This window comes from Vibrio sp. WZ-1 (genome assembly GCF_052037695.1).
Taxonomy (GTDB): Bacteria; Pseudomonadota; Gammaproteobacteria; order Enterobacterales; family Vibrionaceae; genus Vibrio.
The window spans coordinates 106,617-123,591 of record NZ_JBQEQR010000074.1 but is presented as its reverse complement, the minus strand read 5'-3'; the positions used below and the strand labels follow the sequence as shown (position 1 = coordinate 123,591).

The following is a 16,975-nucleotide window of genomic DNA, read 5'->3' as shown; positions in this document are numbered from 1 at the left end:
TATTATTTGTCTTTGCGGAACATTTCAAGCATGCGTTTGGTTACAGTAAAACCACCAAAGATGTTAATGCTTGCAATGAGAACAGCAATGAATGATAGGAAGGTAACGACACCACTACCTTGACCAATTTGCAGCAACGCACCGACAACGATAATGCCCGAAATCGCGTTTGTTACTGACATAAGCGGAGTATGCAACGCATGAGTAACATTCCAAACTACGTAATAACCTACTACACACGCCAGTACAAATACCGTGAAGTGAGATAGGAATGCTGCCGGAGCAACAGAAGCAACCCAACCAAATGCGCCTACACCAATAGCTAGTGCTGCGAATTTTTTAATTGGCGAAGTTGGCTCTTCAACTTTTGGCGCTTTTTTAACAGGTTCCTGTGGTTTAGCCTGTGGCTGAGCAGAAACTTGAATCGGCGGCGCTGGCCACGTAATTTCACCTTCTTTTACTACGGTTACACCACGCAATACAACGTCTTCAAAGTCGATATTGATGTTGCCATCTTTCTCTTTACAAAGCAGCTTAAGGAGGTTTACAAGGTTGGTTGCGTAAAGCTGAGAAGATTGTGTTGGTAGACGGCCTACCATGTCCGTGTAACCTACAATCTTCACGCCATTCGCTGTTGTGATGACTTGGTCTTTCACTGTGTATTCGCAGTTACCGCCGTTGGCTGCAGCTAGGTCAACGATCACGCTGCCAGCTTTCATACTGTCGACCATCTCTTTAGTGATCAAAGTAGGTGCCGGACGACCAGGTATCAACGCGGTCGTAATGATGATATCAACATCTTTCGCCTGCTCAGCGTATAGCTCTGCCGCTTTTTTGTTGAACTCATCTGACATTTCTTTTGCGTAACCGTCACCTGAACCAGAGTCTTCCTTAAAGTCTACTGTCAGGAACTCTGCGCCCATCGATTCAACTTGCTCTTTTACTTCAGGACGAACGTCAAAAGAGCGAACGATAGCGCCAAGGCTACCTGCAGCGCCGATAGCTGCAAGACCTGCTACACCCGCGCCTGCAACCAACACTTTAGCCGGTGGCACTTTACCTGCTGCGGTAATTTGACCTGTGAAGAATCGACCGAACTCATGAGCAGCTTCAACCACTGCACGGTAACCTGCTATGTTCGCCATAGAAGATAGTGCGTCTAATGCTTGCGCACGAGAGATACGAGGAACCGCATCCATTGCGAGAACGTTGATGTTCTTGCTAGTTAGTTGTTCCATTAACTCTGCATTTTGAGCTGGCCAGATAAAGCTAACCAGTGTCGCACCATCTTGAAGTAATGCGATTTCATCGATGTTTTTCTCTTCATCGACGATAGGCGCATTCACTTTTAGGATTAAGCCTGATTGCCATACTTCTTCACTAGATACAATTGTCGCACCTGCGGCTTCATAAGCTGCATTGTCGAAACTGGCTAGCACCCCCGCTTGAGATTCGATTGCGACATCGAACCCCAATTTAATTAACTGCTCAACCGATTTAGGTGATGCAGCTACTCGCGATTCTCCCGCGAGTATTTCTCTAGGTACACCGATTTGCAAAACGCATACTCCTTGTATACATATCAATAATTAGTCCCAAAACAGAGCAATGCTCTACTCTAATTCTTTTCTATTTATATCTGTTTACTACGCAAGAAAACACAAACGAATGATGGTGTTTGGGGCCACCCATTTGCACAGCCACATCTTGCTTCACAGTCCTGGTATTATTCTGTTTTTAGCGAACGTCAATCGTGACTTCAAGTATTTTGTAATAAAAATACTAAATTTCATTACATATAACGTCTAGTAATGACCAATTCTCTACTTCAACCTGAAAAATAACAACGACTGACTTTACTAAGCAGAGGTCTAACCAGACGTTACTAACTGCTTGTTTAACAAATATTTAAGCAATAAAAAAGAGAGTCATCAGCATATACACTAATGACTCTCTTTTTGATGATTCGTATCAAGTTGGAGTGAAAAGTTAATCGAAGATCTTCTCACCCATTTGATCAATAAACATCTGCGACTTCTTCAACATTAACTCGTTGGCATCGTGTTCCGAACCCAACACGTCAGACCGAATGAAGCGGTGAGACTTCACTTCCCCTTCGAATACTTTTTCGATGCGGCCTGCTATACGATACTGGCCCCCTTCTGAAATGCTTTCTTGGTAAATGAGATAACCTTTGTATTCTACAGGTTCAACGGTTTTTGCTTCAGCAGACTTCTGACTGCCACCAAACAAGCGTGAAAAAAATCCCACGACTCCTCCTTGGTTTATCCGTGCCTCTGACAAAAGAGAGACACGCTTGAGTTACTTAATATTGACGTTGAGGATTGGTTTTTCGAACCAATCCAGTTCTTGTTCTTCATCATAGCTGGTATGGCTCAAGATGACAGGAAGCTCATGGTCGCGATTTTCACGTCTGTCCTCACGAATCATAGCTGCTGCATTTTCAACGGCCACATCCACACTTAACTTAAATTGAGTCAGCTTGCTTTCAGGCAATGCGGACAAGAAATCGATATCATGACGAATGTAGACTGGTTTTAACTGGATCAATGCGAGACAAGCAATATCTGCTAATTGTTCATTATCGAATTGCTCAACATATACGTCTGAAGCCAACACTTGACCAACTAAGGTTTCCATATAGTTATGTACGTCTGAACTGATTTGCATCAACTTTTCTCCTTTGGACAATACACCTAAAGTATAGCAGTCGATAAAGGCCTGCAACTCATTGATTGGTCTAAATTTAGTCAACCGCTCTATTTTTGCGTTAATACGCTTTAAAATACTTGGAAAATCCGCAAATAAACGTATTCTTGTTAGTTTTGAATCTGTGATAATTAATACCTAATTTAAAGCATTAGACAAGATTCATATTATTTTTTAATAACATACGTTTAAGAAAAGGTTTTGAGCTGTAGATGGTTTCACCTTTAATGACCTCACCTGCTTTTCGATTTCTGTTCCCTCTGTTGTTACTGGGTGCTGTAAGCTTAGGCATGGATCAAATTATCGAGATGACCAGAGCTAACTGGGGCATAGCTTCAAACTTACCTTACATCTTACTCAGCTGTGCGTTGATCATGTGCTACTCGTTCAAACAAGGACGTGAATCTATGGTTTGCATTAGCATGATCTTTGCCTATTTCATTATTCAAACACGATTGCAGGTTCCACTGCACGTTGGCACAACCTTACTTGAACTGACAATTTTAACTTGCCTACTGCCAGTCTCCTTTTTAGCGGTTTTTTTATTCAGTAAAGAAGGCTTCAATTCAAAATCAACCGCAGCATACGTCTTTATGTTGTGTATGTTTGCTTTTTGGTCTTACATCACGCTTATCTATTATGTAGAGGGTGGTTTTGATGAATGGACTGCTGGTTCTTTATTTATCGTACCAAGTGTATCGAAATTACCTTTCGTTTTAGTACTGTATTGCTTTGCTCTTGGATGCTTTCTCGGAATTCTTGTGCTCAAGAAAAACAGAATTATTCACGCTATCACCTACTCTGCCATGGTTTTAGCGACAGCAACTTTTGTGTTTTTTGATGTTCAATACATCTCTAGTACCATGTTTACCTTGTCTGGGCTTTTGATCATCATTTATTCAACATCTGCCAGCCATCAACTGGCCTTTACTGATAGCTTGACCTTAATCCCAAGTCGCCGAGCTCTGGATCTTGACCTTAAGCACACTGGGCGAAAGTTCACCATAGCAATGCTGGATGTAGACCATTTCAAAAAGTTTAATGACACTTATGGCCACGATACAGGTGATGACGTTCTTAAAATGGTTGCAGCTCGATTAGGTAAAACACAGGGTGGAGCTAAAGTATACCGATTTGGTGGTGAAGAGTTCACTATCGTCTTCAAAGGTAAATTTGCCGAGGACTGTGAAAAGTTTATTGAAGAAACGCGCGAATCCATCGCACAGTACGAAATGGTACTTAGGGATCAAGACGGTCGTCCTGACGATCATAAAGAAGGCAAAAAGCAACGAGGCAAAGCATCTGAAAATAAAGGAGTGGTAAGTGTAACGGCTAGTTTTGGTGTCGCCGATAGTCGCAGTGCCCGCAACCCATCAGATGTTATTAAACTTGCTGATGAGGCCCTCTACAAGGCCAAAAAGGCAGGTCGAAACTGTGTTAAGTTCTGCCGGACTTGATATCCCTCAACCTTACCACTAAAGACTTTGGTGTATTACACCTGATTGAAAAACATCACCAAGCTACCACCCTTAAAAGCACTTCCGTAGTTAAGACTCATACCAACTCCCATGTTGATAACAAATGGAATCTTAATTGGAGGGGTCATTAACCACCCCATACTCGCTTCGTAGTAATGGTCTGTATTGAGAGGTTTTTTCGTATCACCACCAATATCAACACGATTGAAACTGGTATAGAAAGACTGAACCATGTTCTGCCAAATCGCTAACCTATGGAATACCTTTACTCCATTCACCCAATACCAACCCTCCGGGTTAATTAAACTGTTACCTTTCCCTAAGTTTGCTCCAAAGCCATTAAAGTAATGGGGAGAAGACCATAGATACCATTGTTCAAATTGCCCATAGGGACTGTATTTTAAAGTCGCATTTAATTCAGCTACCATGGCTAATGAATTGGTATTAACGAAAACACCATCTATATGGCTTTGGTAATCTTCAAGCGCATTGCTTTGATAGCTGTAATCATTTTGGTAGTACATTAGGTGGGTGCCCGCAGCGCCACTTAAAATAAAGCTACGGTTTAAATAGGCTTCTTGCTCTACTTCCAAATACCCCGCTAACACGAACTCATCTAAATTATCCGGCGTGGTTGCATCTAACGCGTATACCTTCTGGTTGCTGGTGAGCAGGTATCCACGTCCATTTACTTTAGTTTGATATGGAGAATACCGGTTGTAACCAACTGGAACACTAAACGGCAATGACATAACGGAGATTTTTTTACGAAGTTCTAGAGATTCACTGTTACCCAAAAGGTCTTCATCTAAATTGAGGTACTCATTAGGATCAAAGTTTGAAAAACCGAAAGTAAAAACATCACTATCCGAAAGTACAATACTAGCCGCATAGCTATAATCGAATTCTTTCTCAAGTTGCTTGTGAACGGAGCTGGAGTGAGATGAAGTTGAAGCAAAAATCATCGCTAGGTAAGCCAACTTACGCATGAGTCTTCAATATTTACAAGAGTCATCCACTGACTAAGGTTATGTGCTTATGTTCCTATAAGCCCAAATGGGGCGCGATTTTGGCTCGATAATACAATAAATGCAAATATTTTCTTTGCGTACTTATTACTCTTGGTTGAAGAGGAATACTAAACTTCTTCCCCTAATAGCCCCATCGTTCACAGAACTCCCAAGACCAAGGTTATCTACCCAGTCAGACTCAAATGGTGGTGTCATTAACCAACACTGGTTTTATAGTAACGATATATTTGATTTAGTTCTTAACTTGCGTTTACCACTGTGTACGTATTTCTACCGCGCGATTTTGATGTATATAAAGCTCGATCTGCTGTTGCGTAAAGGTCGGCGACATTTTCCTTCCCCGTAGCCTGGAAAACAAATACCCCTTGTGACACGGTCACGAAACGTGCAACACTCGAATATTCATGTTTATACTCTAAACACTTAATCGCATTATGAATACGTTCCGCTTCTTTTTCTGCAGTGTTAGCGTCTGTTCCACCAAGTAAAACAACAAACTCTTCGCCACCATATCTACCTACATACTCTCCAGAGCGGCTGAATGTCGCTTTTAGTTGATTGGCCAGCGCTTGAAGACAACGATCGCCTTCTATGTGGCCATAGTTATCATTAAAAGGTTTGAAAAAGTCCACATCTAAGAGGATAAGCGCCATAGGTTCACCACGCCTACCATGCCAAGCCACCATATCGGTTAGTTGCTGGTCGATATAACGCCTATTATAAAGCTTTGTAAGCCCATCTTCATTTGCTTGCTGCTGTAAGAGCTCATTGACTGTCTCTAGCTGTGCTGTAGTCTGCTTTAGTTCTCTTCTCATATGAGCTATACGCTGCATTGCAATCAATTTGGAGTTTAGGACGATCTTGTCAACAGGCTTTATTAAGTAGTCATCACCACCGGCATCAATTGCTTTTGCAATCATTTCAGGTTCTTCGTGACTACTTAAAAATATGATTGGGATCCAATCGGGAAAGGCTTCTCTGATATGAAGCGAGACTTCAAAACCATTCATGTCTGGCATGGCAATATCAAGAAGGATTAGCTCGGGGTCAAAGCTTTCATATTCATTAAGGGCTTCAAGACCACTACCAACGGCTTTAACAACGTGTCCTAGCTGTTTTAATCTTATTGCCAACTGCATTCGATCAAGTTGTACATCATCAACAAGAAGAATACGCATCGAGGTTCCTAGTGGCTGCATACCATGGTCCATTTCTAGTTGTTTATTAAACGTATACCATATGAATCCGGTATATGCATTACAACCCTCCCCGATCTGCGATATTTTTGCTGTTTTATCACGTAATCAAATAGTCGTTATGGTAGCTATTTGATGAATTTGGTATTAATATTCCCGCCTTTTGTAACGAGAGACACACCATGTCAGAAGCAACTAACAACGAAAGCAAAAAAATCGATCTAGAAACTATTTCTCCTGAACTACGCAAAGTGATTGAATTTGACGAAGTGCCTGAGCAAATGTTCGAGATGGTTACCTCTATCCATGAAGTGTCTGAAGAAGCTGTACGTGCATCTTGGGATGAAATGCCAGCAAGTGCACAAAACATTCTAGACAACTTTGAACAGTTCCACGCTCTTGTAACTGTAGGCCAAGCGTTCGCAGGTCTAAACGTAATGGAAGAGTTCCCGACTCTAAATCTGCCAGAAAACATGACAGATGAAGACAAAGAAGACTACCGTTCTCAACTGCTAGACAATGTCCTACACAACTGTGTAAAAGATATGGTTAAGCAACTTAAGAAAGCACGTCGCGACCCTCTTCTTAAACGTGAGTTCAAAGAAGTATTTGAGAAGTAATTCCAATACTGAAGTTAAAGCAAAGGCCGCAAATGCGGCCTTTTTTACATTCTCTCTTTGTGCAAATTAATGATTAATGATGTGCCAACGCTATATCCCTTTGCGTAACACTTACGCCTTTTACCTGCGCATAAACAGCCTCTCCAACCTTCAAGTTCAGATCATCTAATGCCCAAGGTGTAATGGTTGCCCACAAATGGCAATCGTCATCGAGCTTAAGCGACACTGTGATACTTTGCTTGTCTTCACCTGCATTCATCTCTTCTATGGATGCGACAGTCGCTGGTAACACGTTACGAATCGATGTAGAGACAGGTTTTTCTAACGCAATAGACACGTCGTTTGCTCGAACTTGAAGGCGAATGGGCATACCTGGCTCGCCATCCACTTTTTGTACCCACAAACATACATTCGGAGCAAGTTTGACGCATGTCAGCGCGTATTTCTCATGATGATTCGATATATTACCTTCGAACAAGCTACTGTGGTCTGAGAATGACTGCCAAGGGCGCATTGCATGGGATGCCCAAACCTCTTCTAACTTACCCGACATCATAATTGTGCCTTGTTCGAGAATCGATAGGTGCTGTGCTAGGCGAAGAATTTCCTGCAAACTGTGTGTGACATACACAATAGGAATATTTACCTGTTCTGAGAGCTCTTCTAAAAACGGCATAACCTCACGTTTACGAGGCATATCCAATGAAGCTAATGGTTCATCCATCAGCAATAAGTTGGGCTTGGATAACAAAGCGCGAGCAATAGCGACCCGTTGTTTTTCACCGCCAGATAGAGAGATAGGAAACCGTTTCAGCAGAGGTTTAATAGCAAGGAGTTCGGTGACTTTATCGAAATACTCTTCGTCTTTGTCAACGACTCCATAGAGCAGGTTTCCTTTTACTGAGTAATGCGGAAACAAACGTGAGTCTTGGAATACATAACCGATTTTACGTTTATGAGTTGGCAGATTAATACCTTCGCTACTATCAAATAGAACATGTTCTCCAATCGATACCTTTCCTTGCTGTGGTGTCACTAATCCACTAATAACATTAATCAGCGTTGTTTTACCTGCACCGGAACGCCCAAATAATGCACTTATACCGTTACCCGGTAACGACAGATCGATATTAAAGTCCGTTTCACCAAGTGATTGTTTAAATTGAATTTCTATACTCATCGCTTAGCTCCCAAACGTACAGCTGCCTTGCGATTTAACCATTCTGAGATCATTAAAGTTGAAAGGGCCAATGCAATAGAAATAATACACAAACGAGCGGCTTCCATTTCGGCTCCAGGCGTTTCAATAAAGTTATACATAGCTAAAGGAATGGTTTGGGTCTCGCCGGGAATGTTAGAAACAAAACTGATCGTTGCCCCAAACTCTCCCAAGCTACGTGCAAACGAGAGCATCGTGCCCGTAATGATGCCAGGAATAGTTAAAGGTAACGTGATGGTCAGGAACACTTTTAACGGTGATGCTCCTAACGTCGATGCGGCATGTTCAAGCTTAGGATCAACATTATCTAAACTCAGACGAACGGAGCGCACCATTAGAGGTAGTGCGACTACAATACAAGCGACGACAGCGCCCTTCCAGTTGAAGCTAAACACCAAACCCAAGTGCTCATAGAGCCAATTACCTAAGAAACCTTGTCGGCCTAACGAGATCAGCAATAAATAGCCAATCACCACAGGCGGCAATACCAATGGTAAGTGAATTAGGCTATCGAGAATGGATTTACCGATGAACTCTTTTCTAGAAAGTAACCAAGCAAGAGCAACGCCTAAAGGAATCAGCCAAATGACGGCATATGCACCGACTTTTAGGCTCAACATTAAGGCTTGGTATTCAAGTTCTGTCACTCTGTCCCCTTTTTATTGAAAGCCATATTGCACAAACACTTGTTTGGCATCATCGGATTTCAAGTATTCAAAGAATTGCTCGGATTGTTTTGAATCTTTAACAATAGCAGCTGGGTAAACGATGTTTGCGTGGGTATCACTAGCAAACTCGCCGACCACTTTTACTTTGTCGGTCAAAAGCGCATCGGTTTTATAAACGATGCCCAAGGGTGCTTCGCCACGTTCAACCAATGCTAATGCAAGACGAACATTTTTCGCAGGCGCGATTTGACGTTCGAGCTGTTTCCAAACACCAAGATTAGTAAGAGACTCTCGCGCGTACATGCCTGCGGGAACTGAGACAGGGTTACCAAGCGCAAGGCGATTATCGTCTAATGCTTGGCTCCATGCATTGGCATCTGAGAAGTTAAAAGGAGTAACACTTGATGCTTGTGGAGCGATAAGAACGAGACTATTACGTACCAAATTAGTGACGCCGTCACCCTTAACTGCTTTCGATTTTACTAGATAGTTCATCCACTTAGCATTTGCTGAGATAAACACGTCAGCCGGTGCGCCATTTAAAATTTGGCGAGCAATCGATGAAGAGCCTCCATAAACGGGAGTCACTGACACCTCGTACTTTTGCTCAAACTTATGCGCTATATCGTCGATCGCATTGGTCATTGAAGACGCTGCGTACACTTTTAGGTCGGATGCTGCGTTCGTAGCTGATGAAACGCTCAATATTGCCGCTAGGCAAGCATGTTTTTTCCATGCTTTCATAAAAATACTCCGGTGCTAGACAGGCAGGAAAAGAAAATGTAGCGCACAATGCCTACTTTTATTTATGCTTCAAACAGTTAAAAGCTCGTTTTATTTGAACAGAAAGTCAAGATTGATATGTTGTTCTATCGCATCTGCAATACGATTTATGGCTTGCTCTTTGAGTTGCTCAAAATCTTGTTGTTTGATTTGTGCACCGTTCACCCATTCAGAAACAAGGCTCAACACATCGGCTTCATCGAAGAATCCATGAAGGTACGTTCCCATTACTTGACCACAATCGCTAATTGCTCCCTCAGCTTCGCCAGAACTCAATGTCAGAGGTTGAGCGCCCTGCACTTCACTTCGACCAACATGAATTTCGTAACCTTTCACATTCGTTGTTGTGCCATTTAGCGTAAGTTGCGCTTGTGTATGCGTTAGCTGCTTGCTGTTGGTTAGCGTTGTACTTACGTCTAATAAACCGAGCCCTTCACTCTGCCCCTGCTTACCCTCTACTCCATTTGGGTCATCAATTAACTTACCAAGCATTTGGTAGCCACCACAGATGCCGATAACCTTTCCACCAAGTCGGATATGGCGTTGAATATCCTTGTCCCAGCCTTGACTGCGTAAGTAGTCCAAATCATCTCTAACAGACTTTGTACCTGGTAGAACCACCAGATCGGCTTTGTCGATCTTTTCACCTTTGCCTACATAGCGCAAGTTAATGTCTGGGTTAAGACGCAATACATCAAAATCGGTATGATTACTGATTCGAGTTAACACTGGCACCACAACATTGAGTTTCACGTCTGTAGAGAGGTCTTGTTGTGTGGTAATCGCATCTTCCGCTTCTAGGTTAAAACCATGCAAATACGGCAATACTCCTAACACTGGCTTGCCAGTTTTCTCTTCGAGCCAATCAAGACCAGACTCAAGTAAGCTGATATCACCACGGAATCGGTTAATAACGAAGCCTTTAACGCGAGCCTGCTCAGATTCAGACAATAACGCTAGCGTACCGTACAAATGGGCAAACACGCCGCCACGATCAATATCTGCGATGATGATAACTGGAACATCGGCCTCTTCCGCAAATCCCATGTTGGCAATGTCGTTTTCTCTTAAGTTGATTTCTGCTGGACTGCCGGCTCCTTCAATCATGACGGAATCGTATTCATCCGTCAGTTTTGCAAATGAGTCCAATACCGTTTCCATTGCCACTTTCTTGTAATCATGAAATCCGACAGCATCCATATTTGACAGTGCTTTGCCTTGTAAGATGATCTGTGCGCCGGTGTCACTGTTTGGTTTAATCAACACTGGATTCATGTGAACCGTTGGCTCTACGTTACAAGCCTGCGCCTGAACAGCTTGAGCTCGTCCAATTTCACCTCCATCTTTGGTTACTGCACTATTAAGTGCCATGTTTTGTGGCTTAAATGGGGCAACTTTTACCCCTCGCCTTGCCAACACACGGCATAAACCTGCCACGAGGACACTTTTTCCGGCATCTGAGGTCGTACCTTGAACCATTAATGAAGGGATTGCTGATTTCATGAACACTTGTAAGAGAAAAAAAAGAAGGTGAACAATCATAACGTTATCTCAGTATAGGACTCAAGAAAATGAATCGAATATGAATGTTCGAATCAGTAATGGTTCAAATAAGGTTTGTTTTAATAGCACCATCAAAAACGAACACTTAAATAGAGAAACCAAATTATGAAAAACACTGTTATCGCTACTATCGCTGCACTTGCTATCGCGCCTACTGTTGCAATGGCGAAAGACCACAACCACGGCCAATCAAGCATCCAATTTAATGGCCCTGTTACGGTAGAGAAAGTCGACGCCCTGATTAAAGATTCGAGCATGTTTACCGAGAAAGACGTTGTTGTAGAAGGCAATCTGCTTCGTCAAACACGTGCTGACCAATTTATCTTTACCGACGGCTCGGGCGAAATCATGGTTGAGCTAGATGACGATATTCGACTAATAACGCCAATCGACCAAACGACAAAAGTACGTCTGTTTGGTGAGTTTGAAGGCGGTAACAAACCAGAAATTGAAGTAGAGCATCTTGTGGTACTCTAAAGCTCATTTTCCACTCGCTTATCTTCTGACCTAGCATAGGTAATTTCAGAAAAGTGATATAAAACACAACTTTGGCCTGCTAATTGCAGGCTTTTTTCTATATTATTGTTTTTTCACTTTATAAAGCCCGGAGACATCATGCTAGCAAAGGCTCTCAAACTAACAGCTATCGGCGTGTGTGCCCTATTACCACTTTCATCACATGCTAATAATTTCAACTACAACATGTTGGAATTCAGAATGGGGACAAGCCCGGGCACCTTTGGTGGTGAATTTACAACGTATTTTACTGAAAACACTCACTTTATCGGCCGAGTAGACAGTGAATTCAGCGGTGATTGGGATATCGCTGGAGGCATCGGCTTTAATGGCCCTGCAGGCCAGTTCGCAGACATCTATGGTCAAATGTTGGTGCATAACATAAAGGAGCACGGTAGCGATAAAATTGGCGACGAATGGAAAACTGAAGTGAACTTTGGTACTCGAGTTTGGTTTATGCAGAATATCGAGTTGCATGGTCGTATTGGACAACTTATTTCAAATGACAATGCCAGCACAGTGTTTAATCTTGGGGGGAGATTCCACTCCACTCAGCAGCTATCCTTGGGTGCAGATTTTAGAAATACTGGTGTTTATGGCAACCAAATCGTTATGTCAGCCCGTTTCGCCTTCTAACCGACTCCAAATAGTAAAAAGCCTTCCATTCGGAAGGCTTTTTCATTTACTTTTTCTTCGACGGCTTTTTCTGCACATATTTCTGTGACACATCAATTACAGCTACATCTCTAAAAAAGCTACGTCCAAGTAGAATAGGAAACTTCATGTGACCACGTTCAGCAAGTGTAAACTCGGTTTGCTCATTCATATCACCAACCTGAATGTAAGCCACTACGACCGCCCGTTTGTCTACTTCATCGCTAGATGACTGCTTTATCTTCGCCCAGCGCTCCACAGGTAGCTTAAACTCTTTGCTTGCCTTACCGTTCATATCGATTTTGAACTGAACCCAATCTTTACCATCACGCTCAAAGGGTACAATATCTGTCGCACTAATCGACGATGTCGTTGCTCCAGTATCGATACGAGCTTTAAATGTCTGATCAATAGCTGGTACATAAACCCATTCTTCAGCGCCTAAAACCAATTTTCCATCCGGCGTTTTGGTTACCTTCGATGGTTTTTCTGGTTTAGGCTTAACCTCTGGTTTAATTTCAGGTTTTTGCTCAGGCTTAGGTTCAACTTCTGGTTTCACTTCCGGTACGTCGACTGGTTGCTCTACCTTTGGTGTATCTGGCTCAACAGGCTCAGTGGTCGTCGGCGTCGACGTACACGCAATAAGACCACCGCTCATCATTAGCGGCAGAATCAGTTTCCAGTTCTTCATCAACTCTCCCAATTAACGTTGAGATATTTTTTGGATAGCGTCAGCAACGTAAGGAATATGAGTTTCGGTCAAACCAGCGATGTTAATACGACCATCACCGACACCATAAATACCATAATCTTCACGCAGTTGCGCCATTTGGTTTTCACTAAAGCCTAGCACAGTAAACATGCCTTTGTGGCTCTCAATGAAATCAAATTGATCTGTATTATGGTTATTTCTCAATTCGTTACACAAAGTTTGACGAAGATTCAGCAAGCGCTGCTGCATCTCACTTAGTTCCTGTTTCCAAACAGAAGTTAGGTTTGCATCCTGAAGAATGGTTTTTACTAATGCAGCTCCATGATCTGGCGGCATGGTGTAAGTTGAACGTGCTAACGTCAATAGTTTACCTTTCGCATTTGCTACGTCTTTCGTGTTTTTACCGATGACTATTGCAGCGCCAGTACGCTCACGGTACAAACCAAAGTTCTTAGAACATGACGTTGTAACTAGCATTTCTTCAACGTTGTTAGCCATAAAGCGAAGACCTTTCGCGTCTTCCTCTAGACCGTCACCAAAGCCTTGGTAAGCAATGTCGACAAATGGAGTAAAACCGTTTTTTTGCGAAAGCTCGGTGATCGCTTGCCACGCAGAGAAGTCGATATCTGCACCCGTTGGGTTGTGACAACAGCCATGCAGAAGTACCACATCAGAAGGCCCGGCTTTAGCTAGGTCTTCCAGCATCTTCGCTGTGTCAACTTGCTTGGTTTCAGGCGAGAAATAATGGTAGAACTTCACTTTCAGCCCAGCTGCTTCCATTACTGGTTTGTGGTTCACATAGCTTGGGTTTGAAATCCAAACTGTCGTATCTGGTTGTGCAACCTTCATTAGGTCACCCAACATACGCAATGCACCACTCGCGCCAGGCGTTTGAATAGCGGCTACACGATCCATTGCTGACGTACCCGTCAGAAGAAGATCGATCATGCTTTGGTTGAATTCTTCACAGCCTGCCAGACCAACGTAAGATTTTGTCTTCTGGTTTTCGATAACCACTTCTTGTGCCATTTGAATGGCTTTCATGATTGGTGTTTCGCCAGCGCTGTTTTTGTATACGCCAATACCAAGGTCAACCTTGTTTGGACGTTCATCGCCACGGTATGCGACGGAAAGAGATAAAATAGGATCTAATACGGGAGTCGGTAGATTAGAAAACATGAAAGTCATAACCCTTTGAAATTCAAGTATCGAACCTCACGGTAACACTTTCGTTAAAAATGGCGAAATGATTTTTCACTCATTTCGCCAATTAGAGTACAAAATTCTGGTGACTGTGAAATTTCATGAACTCAATCGTTCACAAAAAGTACAAATCACTCATCAAAGTGTGAATCAAGTTTTCCATTTTTCCTAAATTCACGCGGCGTCATGCTCGACCACGCTTTAAATCGCGTACTGAAGTTCGCCCCTGTTGGGTATCCTACTATTTCGCCAATGTGCTGAATCGACCATTCAGTTGAGCGCAACAAACGCGCCGCATATTCCATCCGCATACGAGTAAGGTGTGCCATTGGGCTTCGTCCAAACTGTTGCTGAGTCAAACGATGAAGGTGTGGTTCAGAGCAAGGATAAAGTGAAGCAAGTTGCTCGACTGTCCAGTCTTTATGGAGCTGCCTTTGAACCAAGTCAAACACACGCCGCAATCTTAACTGATTACGTGAAATCGAATCAGAATACGGCATGTTCAGCATGAGTTCGAGCTGAGCAACACTATGCGCCCCCACTTCACCGCCGCAATCGATAGGCAGGTTAATACTACGTAATAGCGTTTGAATGCAGGAGTACATCACTTCTGGCGCAGGTGTAAGTTGATATTCGATTTCTTCATTCACCATCGACCATTCTTTATTTTGCGAAAGGAATACCCACGCGATTTGCCACGTTTCGTCTTCCATTCCAAAGCCATTTTCAATACCCGCAGGCACAATCACTAACGATCCTGGTTCCAGCTCATATCGACAAGCCCCACTCTGCAACCAGCCTTTGCCACGTATAGTGTAAAGTAACATATGTTTCTTCTGGTTCTTGCGATAAACGGAAAAGAACTCTCTACAAGTTGCGATGCCACATTGGACGATACCCCTGTCTTCGAGAGCAAGCACTCTAGTGTGGTCAATGAACTCCTGGTAGGTCTTTTCCGAAATAGTGTAACGTTCTTGTTTCTCGTCCATGATTCAATGACTCGCAAATGCGTTAAAGGCAAAGAGGCTCAATCGAACATTCGACAGAGACTGGATAGTTTGACAAAACTTTTGGATGCCTTTGAAAAATACAACGTCAAATCATGAGGATAAACTACTCGCATTGTTCTTAAAGGAGAAATGCGATGCTCTTAACACGTCAATACATAGACAAAGCATTTTGGAAAAAACTGGTTGCAATTGGTGTTCCTGTATCACTGCAATCCATGTTGTTTTCTCTGCTGGGCGCTGTAGACATTTTTATGGTGAGCCAGCTTGGTGAATCAGCCACTGCAGCTGTTGGTGTCGGCAACCGAATCTTTTTCTTTAACTTGGCCGTCGTATTCGGATTGTGTGGTGCGGTAACGGTTTTAGCGTCTCAATACTACGGTTCTGGCAACATCGCGGGCATACGTCGCACGCTTGCGCAATCTTGGTTTATTTCCCTGATCGTTACTTTGCCGTTCATTTGGCTGTATGTGGTTTATGACAAAGAGATCGTTTCGTTTATGGCCGATAATCCTGAGTATGTTAGTTATGCTCGTGAATATCTGGTGGTGACTGGATTGAGCCTAATAGGCACCGCCATCGTGGTGCCTATCGAATCAGTCTTGAGATCGGTTGGCGAAGCAAAAATGCCAACTTACGTTAGCATTGCTGCCATCGTCGTGAACATATTCCTAAATGCGGTACTGATCTTCGGTTTATTGGGGTTCCCACAATGGGGGGTATTTGGTGCAGCAGTGGGGACTTTTATTTCACGCTTTTTTCAAACTGCGGTACTGGTCTACTTCTTTTGCCGTCGATATTCACATCTGCTCCCTGCTCGGTCTGATTGGCGTGAAGGCACAGTTAAAAAGTATAGAAACAAGTACTTTAAAATCTCGATGCCAATGCTGATTCACGATGCATTATGGACTGGCGGATTAATTGTCTACAGCATCATTTATGGTCAACTCGGCGTAACTGAACTCGCGGTCATCTCATTCTTATCACCTATTGAAGGTGTATTGATTTCGACCTTTATGGGATTCGCAGTTGCTGCTTCAGTGTTACTTGGGAATGACATTGGCGCAGAGCAATATGACCGAGTTGAGAAAACTGCGTGGTGGTACGTGTTAACCAGTGCAGTACTAGCCACAATTTTGTTCTTAGTGGTTTGGATGTGCTCGCCACTTATTTTAACGTTGTTAGAAATGAGCCCACTGAGCGATAAACAAATGGCATTGAACGTGTGCTTGGTGCTCGCTCTTGGCATGATACTGCGCGTGTTTAACATGGTTGGTATCGGCGGCGTACTGAAAAGTGGCGCTGACATTCGCTATAGCATCTTCATCGACACGTTTGGTCAATGGGCGATTGGTATTCCGCTCACTTACTACACCGGGATGGTATTGGGTTTACCACTGCATTGGGTGTTGATGTCCCTACTGGTTGAGGAACTAGTGAAAGGCATTCTGACCACTCATCGCATTCAGTCTAAGCGATGGATCAATAACATGGTTGATGATGATAGCTCTGCTGAGGGTGAGCACTTAAGGAGGTGCTAAACCTATACGATAGGTAGTAAAACACATATAATCTCAGCATCGATTATATGGAGT

Annotated in this window: 18 protein-coding genes; 5 read left to right on the top strand and 13 right to left on the bottom strand. The window is 43.0% G+C overall.

Annotated features, from left to right (window positions below; translation table 11 throughout):
* Nucleotides 1-2: 2 nt before the first annotated feature.
* The 3 genes from ACTS60_RS10740 to ACTS60_RS10730 form a co-directional block, all read right to left on the bottom strand.
* Nucleotides 3-1,559 carry a Re/Si-specific NAD(P)(+) transhydrogenase subunit alpha gene (locus ACTS60_RS10740; protein WP_440888214.1) on the bottom strand — a complete coding sequence of 519 codons (1,557 nt, stop codon included), beginning with the start codon at nt 1,557-1,559 and terminating at the stop codon, nt 3-5.
* Nucleotides 1,560-1,989: 430 nt separating this feature from the next.
* Nucleotides 1,990-2,271 (bottom strand): HlyU family transcriptional regulator, encoded by a 282-nt coding sequence (locus tag ACTS60_RS10735; RefSeq protein ID WP_440888213.1) that lies wholly within the window; start codon nt 2,269-2,271, stop codon nt 1,990-1,992.
* A gap of 51 nt (nt 2,272-2,322) precedes the next feature.
* The gene (locus ACTS60_RS10730; protein ID WP_440888212.1) at nt 2,323-2,691 is read right to left on the bottom strand and encodes a late competence development ComFB family protein; all 369 of its coding nucleotides are present in this window, start codon (nt 2,689-2,691) and stop codon (nt 2,323-2,325) included.
* Nucleotides 2,692-2,942: 251 nt separating this feature from the next.
* Between ACTS60_RS10730 and ACTS60_RS10725 the strand changes: the two genes are divergently transcribed.
* Entirely contained in the window at nt 2,943-4,187 is a 1,245-nt protein-coding gene (locus ACTS60_RS10725) for a GGDEF domain-containing protein (protein WP_440888211.1), read from the top strand.
* A gap of 35 nt (nt 4,188-4,222) precedes the next feature.
* On the opposite strand, the gene ACTS60_RS10720 is transcribed toward ACTS60_RS10725, so the two are convergent.
* The 3 genes from ACTS60_RS10720 to ACTS60_RS10710 all read right to left on the bottom strand — a co-directional run bounded on the left by ACTS60_RS10720 (nt 4,223) and on the right by ACTS60_RS10710 (nt 6,438).
* A complete protein-coding gene (locus ACTS60_RS10720) occupies nt 4,223-5,197 on the bottom strand; it encodes a Solitary outer membrane autotransporter beta-barrel domain (protein WP_440888210.1) in 975 nt (324 codons plus the stop codon).
* A gap of 126 nt (nt 5,198-5,323) precedes the next feature.
* Nucleotides 5,324-5,434 (bottom strand): Solitary outer membrane autotransporter beta-barrel domain, encoded by a 111-nt coding sequence (locus ACTS60_RS10715; protein ID WP_440888209.1) that lies wholly within the window; start codon nt 5,432-5,434, stop codon nt 5,324-5,326.
* 44 nt (nt 5,435-5,478) lie between these two features.
* Nucleotides 5,479-6,438 (bottom strand): GGDEF domain-containing response regulator, encoded by a 960-nt coding sequence (locus tag ACTS60_RS10710; protein WP_440888208.1) that lies wholly within the window; start codon nt 6,436-6,438, stop codon nt 5,479-5,481.
* A 179-nt stretch (nt 6,439-6,617) separates the two neighbouring features.
* Between ACTS60_RS10710 and ACTS60_RS10705 the strand changes: the two genes are divergently transcribed.
* Entirely contained in the window at nt 6,618-7,055 is a 438-nt protein-coding gene (locus tag ACTS60_RS10705; protein WP_440888207.1) for a DUF3069 domain-containing protein, read from the top strand.
* A 73-nt stretch (nt 7,056-7,128) separates the two neighbouring features.
* On the opposite strand, the gene modC is transcribed toward ACTS60_RS10705, so the two are convergent.
* The 4 genes from modC to ACTS60_RS10685 form a co-directional block, all read right to left on the bottom strand.
* A complete protein-coding gene (gene modC / locus ACTS60_RS10700; RefSeq protein ID WP_440888206.1) occupies nt 7,129-8,235 on the bottom strand; it encodes a molybdenum ABC transporter ATP-binding protein ModC in 1,107 nt (368 codons plus the stop codon).
* A complete protein-coding gene (modB, locus tag ACTS60_RS10695; protein ID WP_440888205.1) occupies nt 8,232-8,921 on the bottom strand; it encodes a molybdate ABC transporter permease subunit in 690 nt (229 codons plus the stop codon). Before modB ends, modC begins: the two co-directional genes overlap by 4 nt.
* Nucleotides 8,922-8,933: 12 nt before the next feature.
* Nucleotides 8,934-9,686 carry a molybdate ABC transporter substrate-binding protein gene (gene modA / locus ACTS60_RS10690; RefSeq protein WP_440888204.1) on the bottom strand — a complete coding sequence of 251 codons (753 nt, stop codon included), beginning with the start codon at nt 9,684-9,686 and terminating at the stop codon, nt 8,934-8,936.
* 90 nt (nt 9,687-9,776) lie between these two features.
* Nucleotides 9,777-11,228, bottom strand: a complete 1,452-nt coding sequence (locus tag ACTS60_RS10685) for a cobyric acid synthase (RefSeq protein WP_440888203.1) — start codon at nt 11,226-11,228, stop codon at nt 9,777-9,779.
* 165 nt (nt 11,229-11,393) lie between these two features.
* Here ACTS60_RS10685 and ACTS60_RS10680 point away from each other — a divergent pair, with 165 nt between their 5' ends.
* Together ACTS60_RS10680 and ACTS60_RS10675 are read left to right on the top strand one after the other, a co-directional pair.
* Nucleotides 11,394-11,765: a YgiW/YdeI family stress tolerance OB fold protein gene (locus ACTS60_RS10680; RefSeq protein ID WP_440888202.1), complete on the top strand. Its 372-nt coding sequence runs from the start codon at nt 11,394-11,396 to the stop codon at nt 11,763-11,765.
* Between the two features lie 138 nt (nt 11,766-11,903).
* Nucleotides 11,904-12,440 carry a hypothetical protein gene (locus tag ACTS60_RS10675; RefSeq protein WP_440888201.1) on the top strand — a complete coding sequence of 179 codons (537 nt, stop codon included), beginning with the start codon at nt 11,904-11,906 and terminating at the stop codon, nt 12,438-12,440.
* 46 nt (nt 12,441-12,486) lie between these two features.
* On the opposite strand, the gene ACTS60_RS10670 is transcribed toward ACTS60_RS10675, so the two are convergent.
* The 3 genes from ACTS60_RS10670 to ACTS60_RS10660 form a co-directional block, all read right to left on the bottom strand.
* Entirely contained in the window at nt 12,487-13,149 is a 663-nt protein-coding gene (locus ACTS60_RS10670; RefSeq protein ID WP_440888200.1) for a putative ATP-dependent zinc protease, read from the bottom strand.
* Nucleotides 13,150-13,161: 12 nt separating this feature from the next.
* Complete coding sequence (locus ACTS60_RS10665) at nt 13,162-14,349, bottom strand: amino acid aminotransferase (RefSeq protein WP_440888199.1); 1,188 nt, start codon at nt 14,347-14,349, stop codon at nt 13,162-13,164.
* A gap of 155 nt (nt 14,350-14,504) precedes the next feature.
* The gene (locus ACTS60_RS10660; RefSeq protein ID WP_440888198.1) at nt 14,505-15,362 is read right to left on the bottom strand and encodes an AraC family transcriptional regulator; all 858 of its coding nucleotides are present in this window, start codon (nt 15,360-15,362) and stop codon (nt 14,505-14,507) included.
* A 155-nt stretch (nt 15,363-15,517) separates the two neighbouring features.
* On the opposite strand from ACTS60_RS10660, the gene ACTS60_RS10655 reads away from it, so the two are divergent.
* Complete coding sequence (locus ACTS60_RS10655) at nt 15,518-16,921, top strand: MATE family efflux transporter (RefSeq protein WP_440888197.1); 1,404 nt, start codon at nt 15,518-15,520, stop codon at nt 16,919-16,921.
* Nucleotides 16,922-16,975 lie beyond the last annotated feature (54 nt).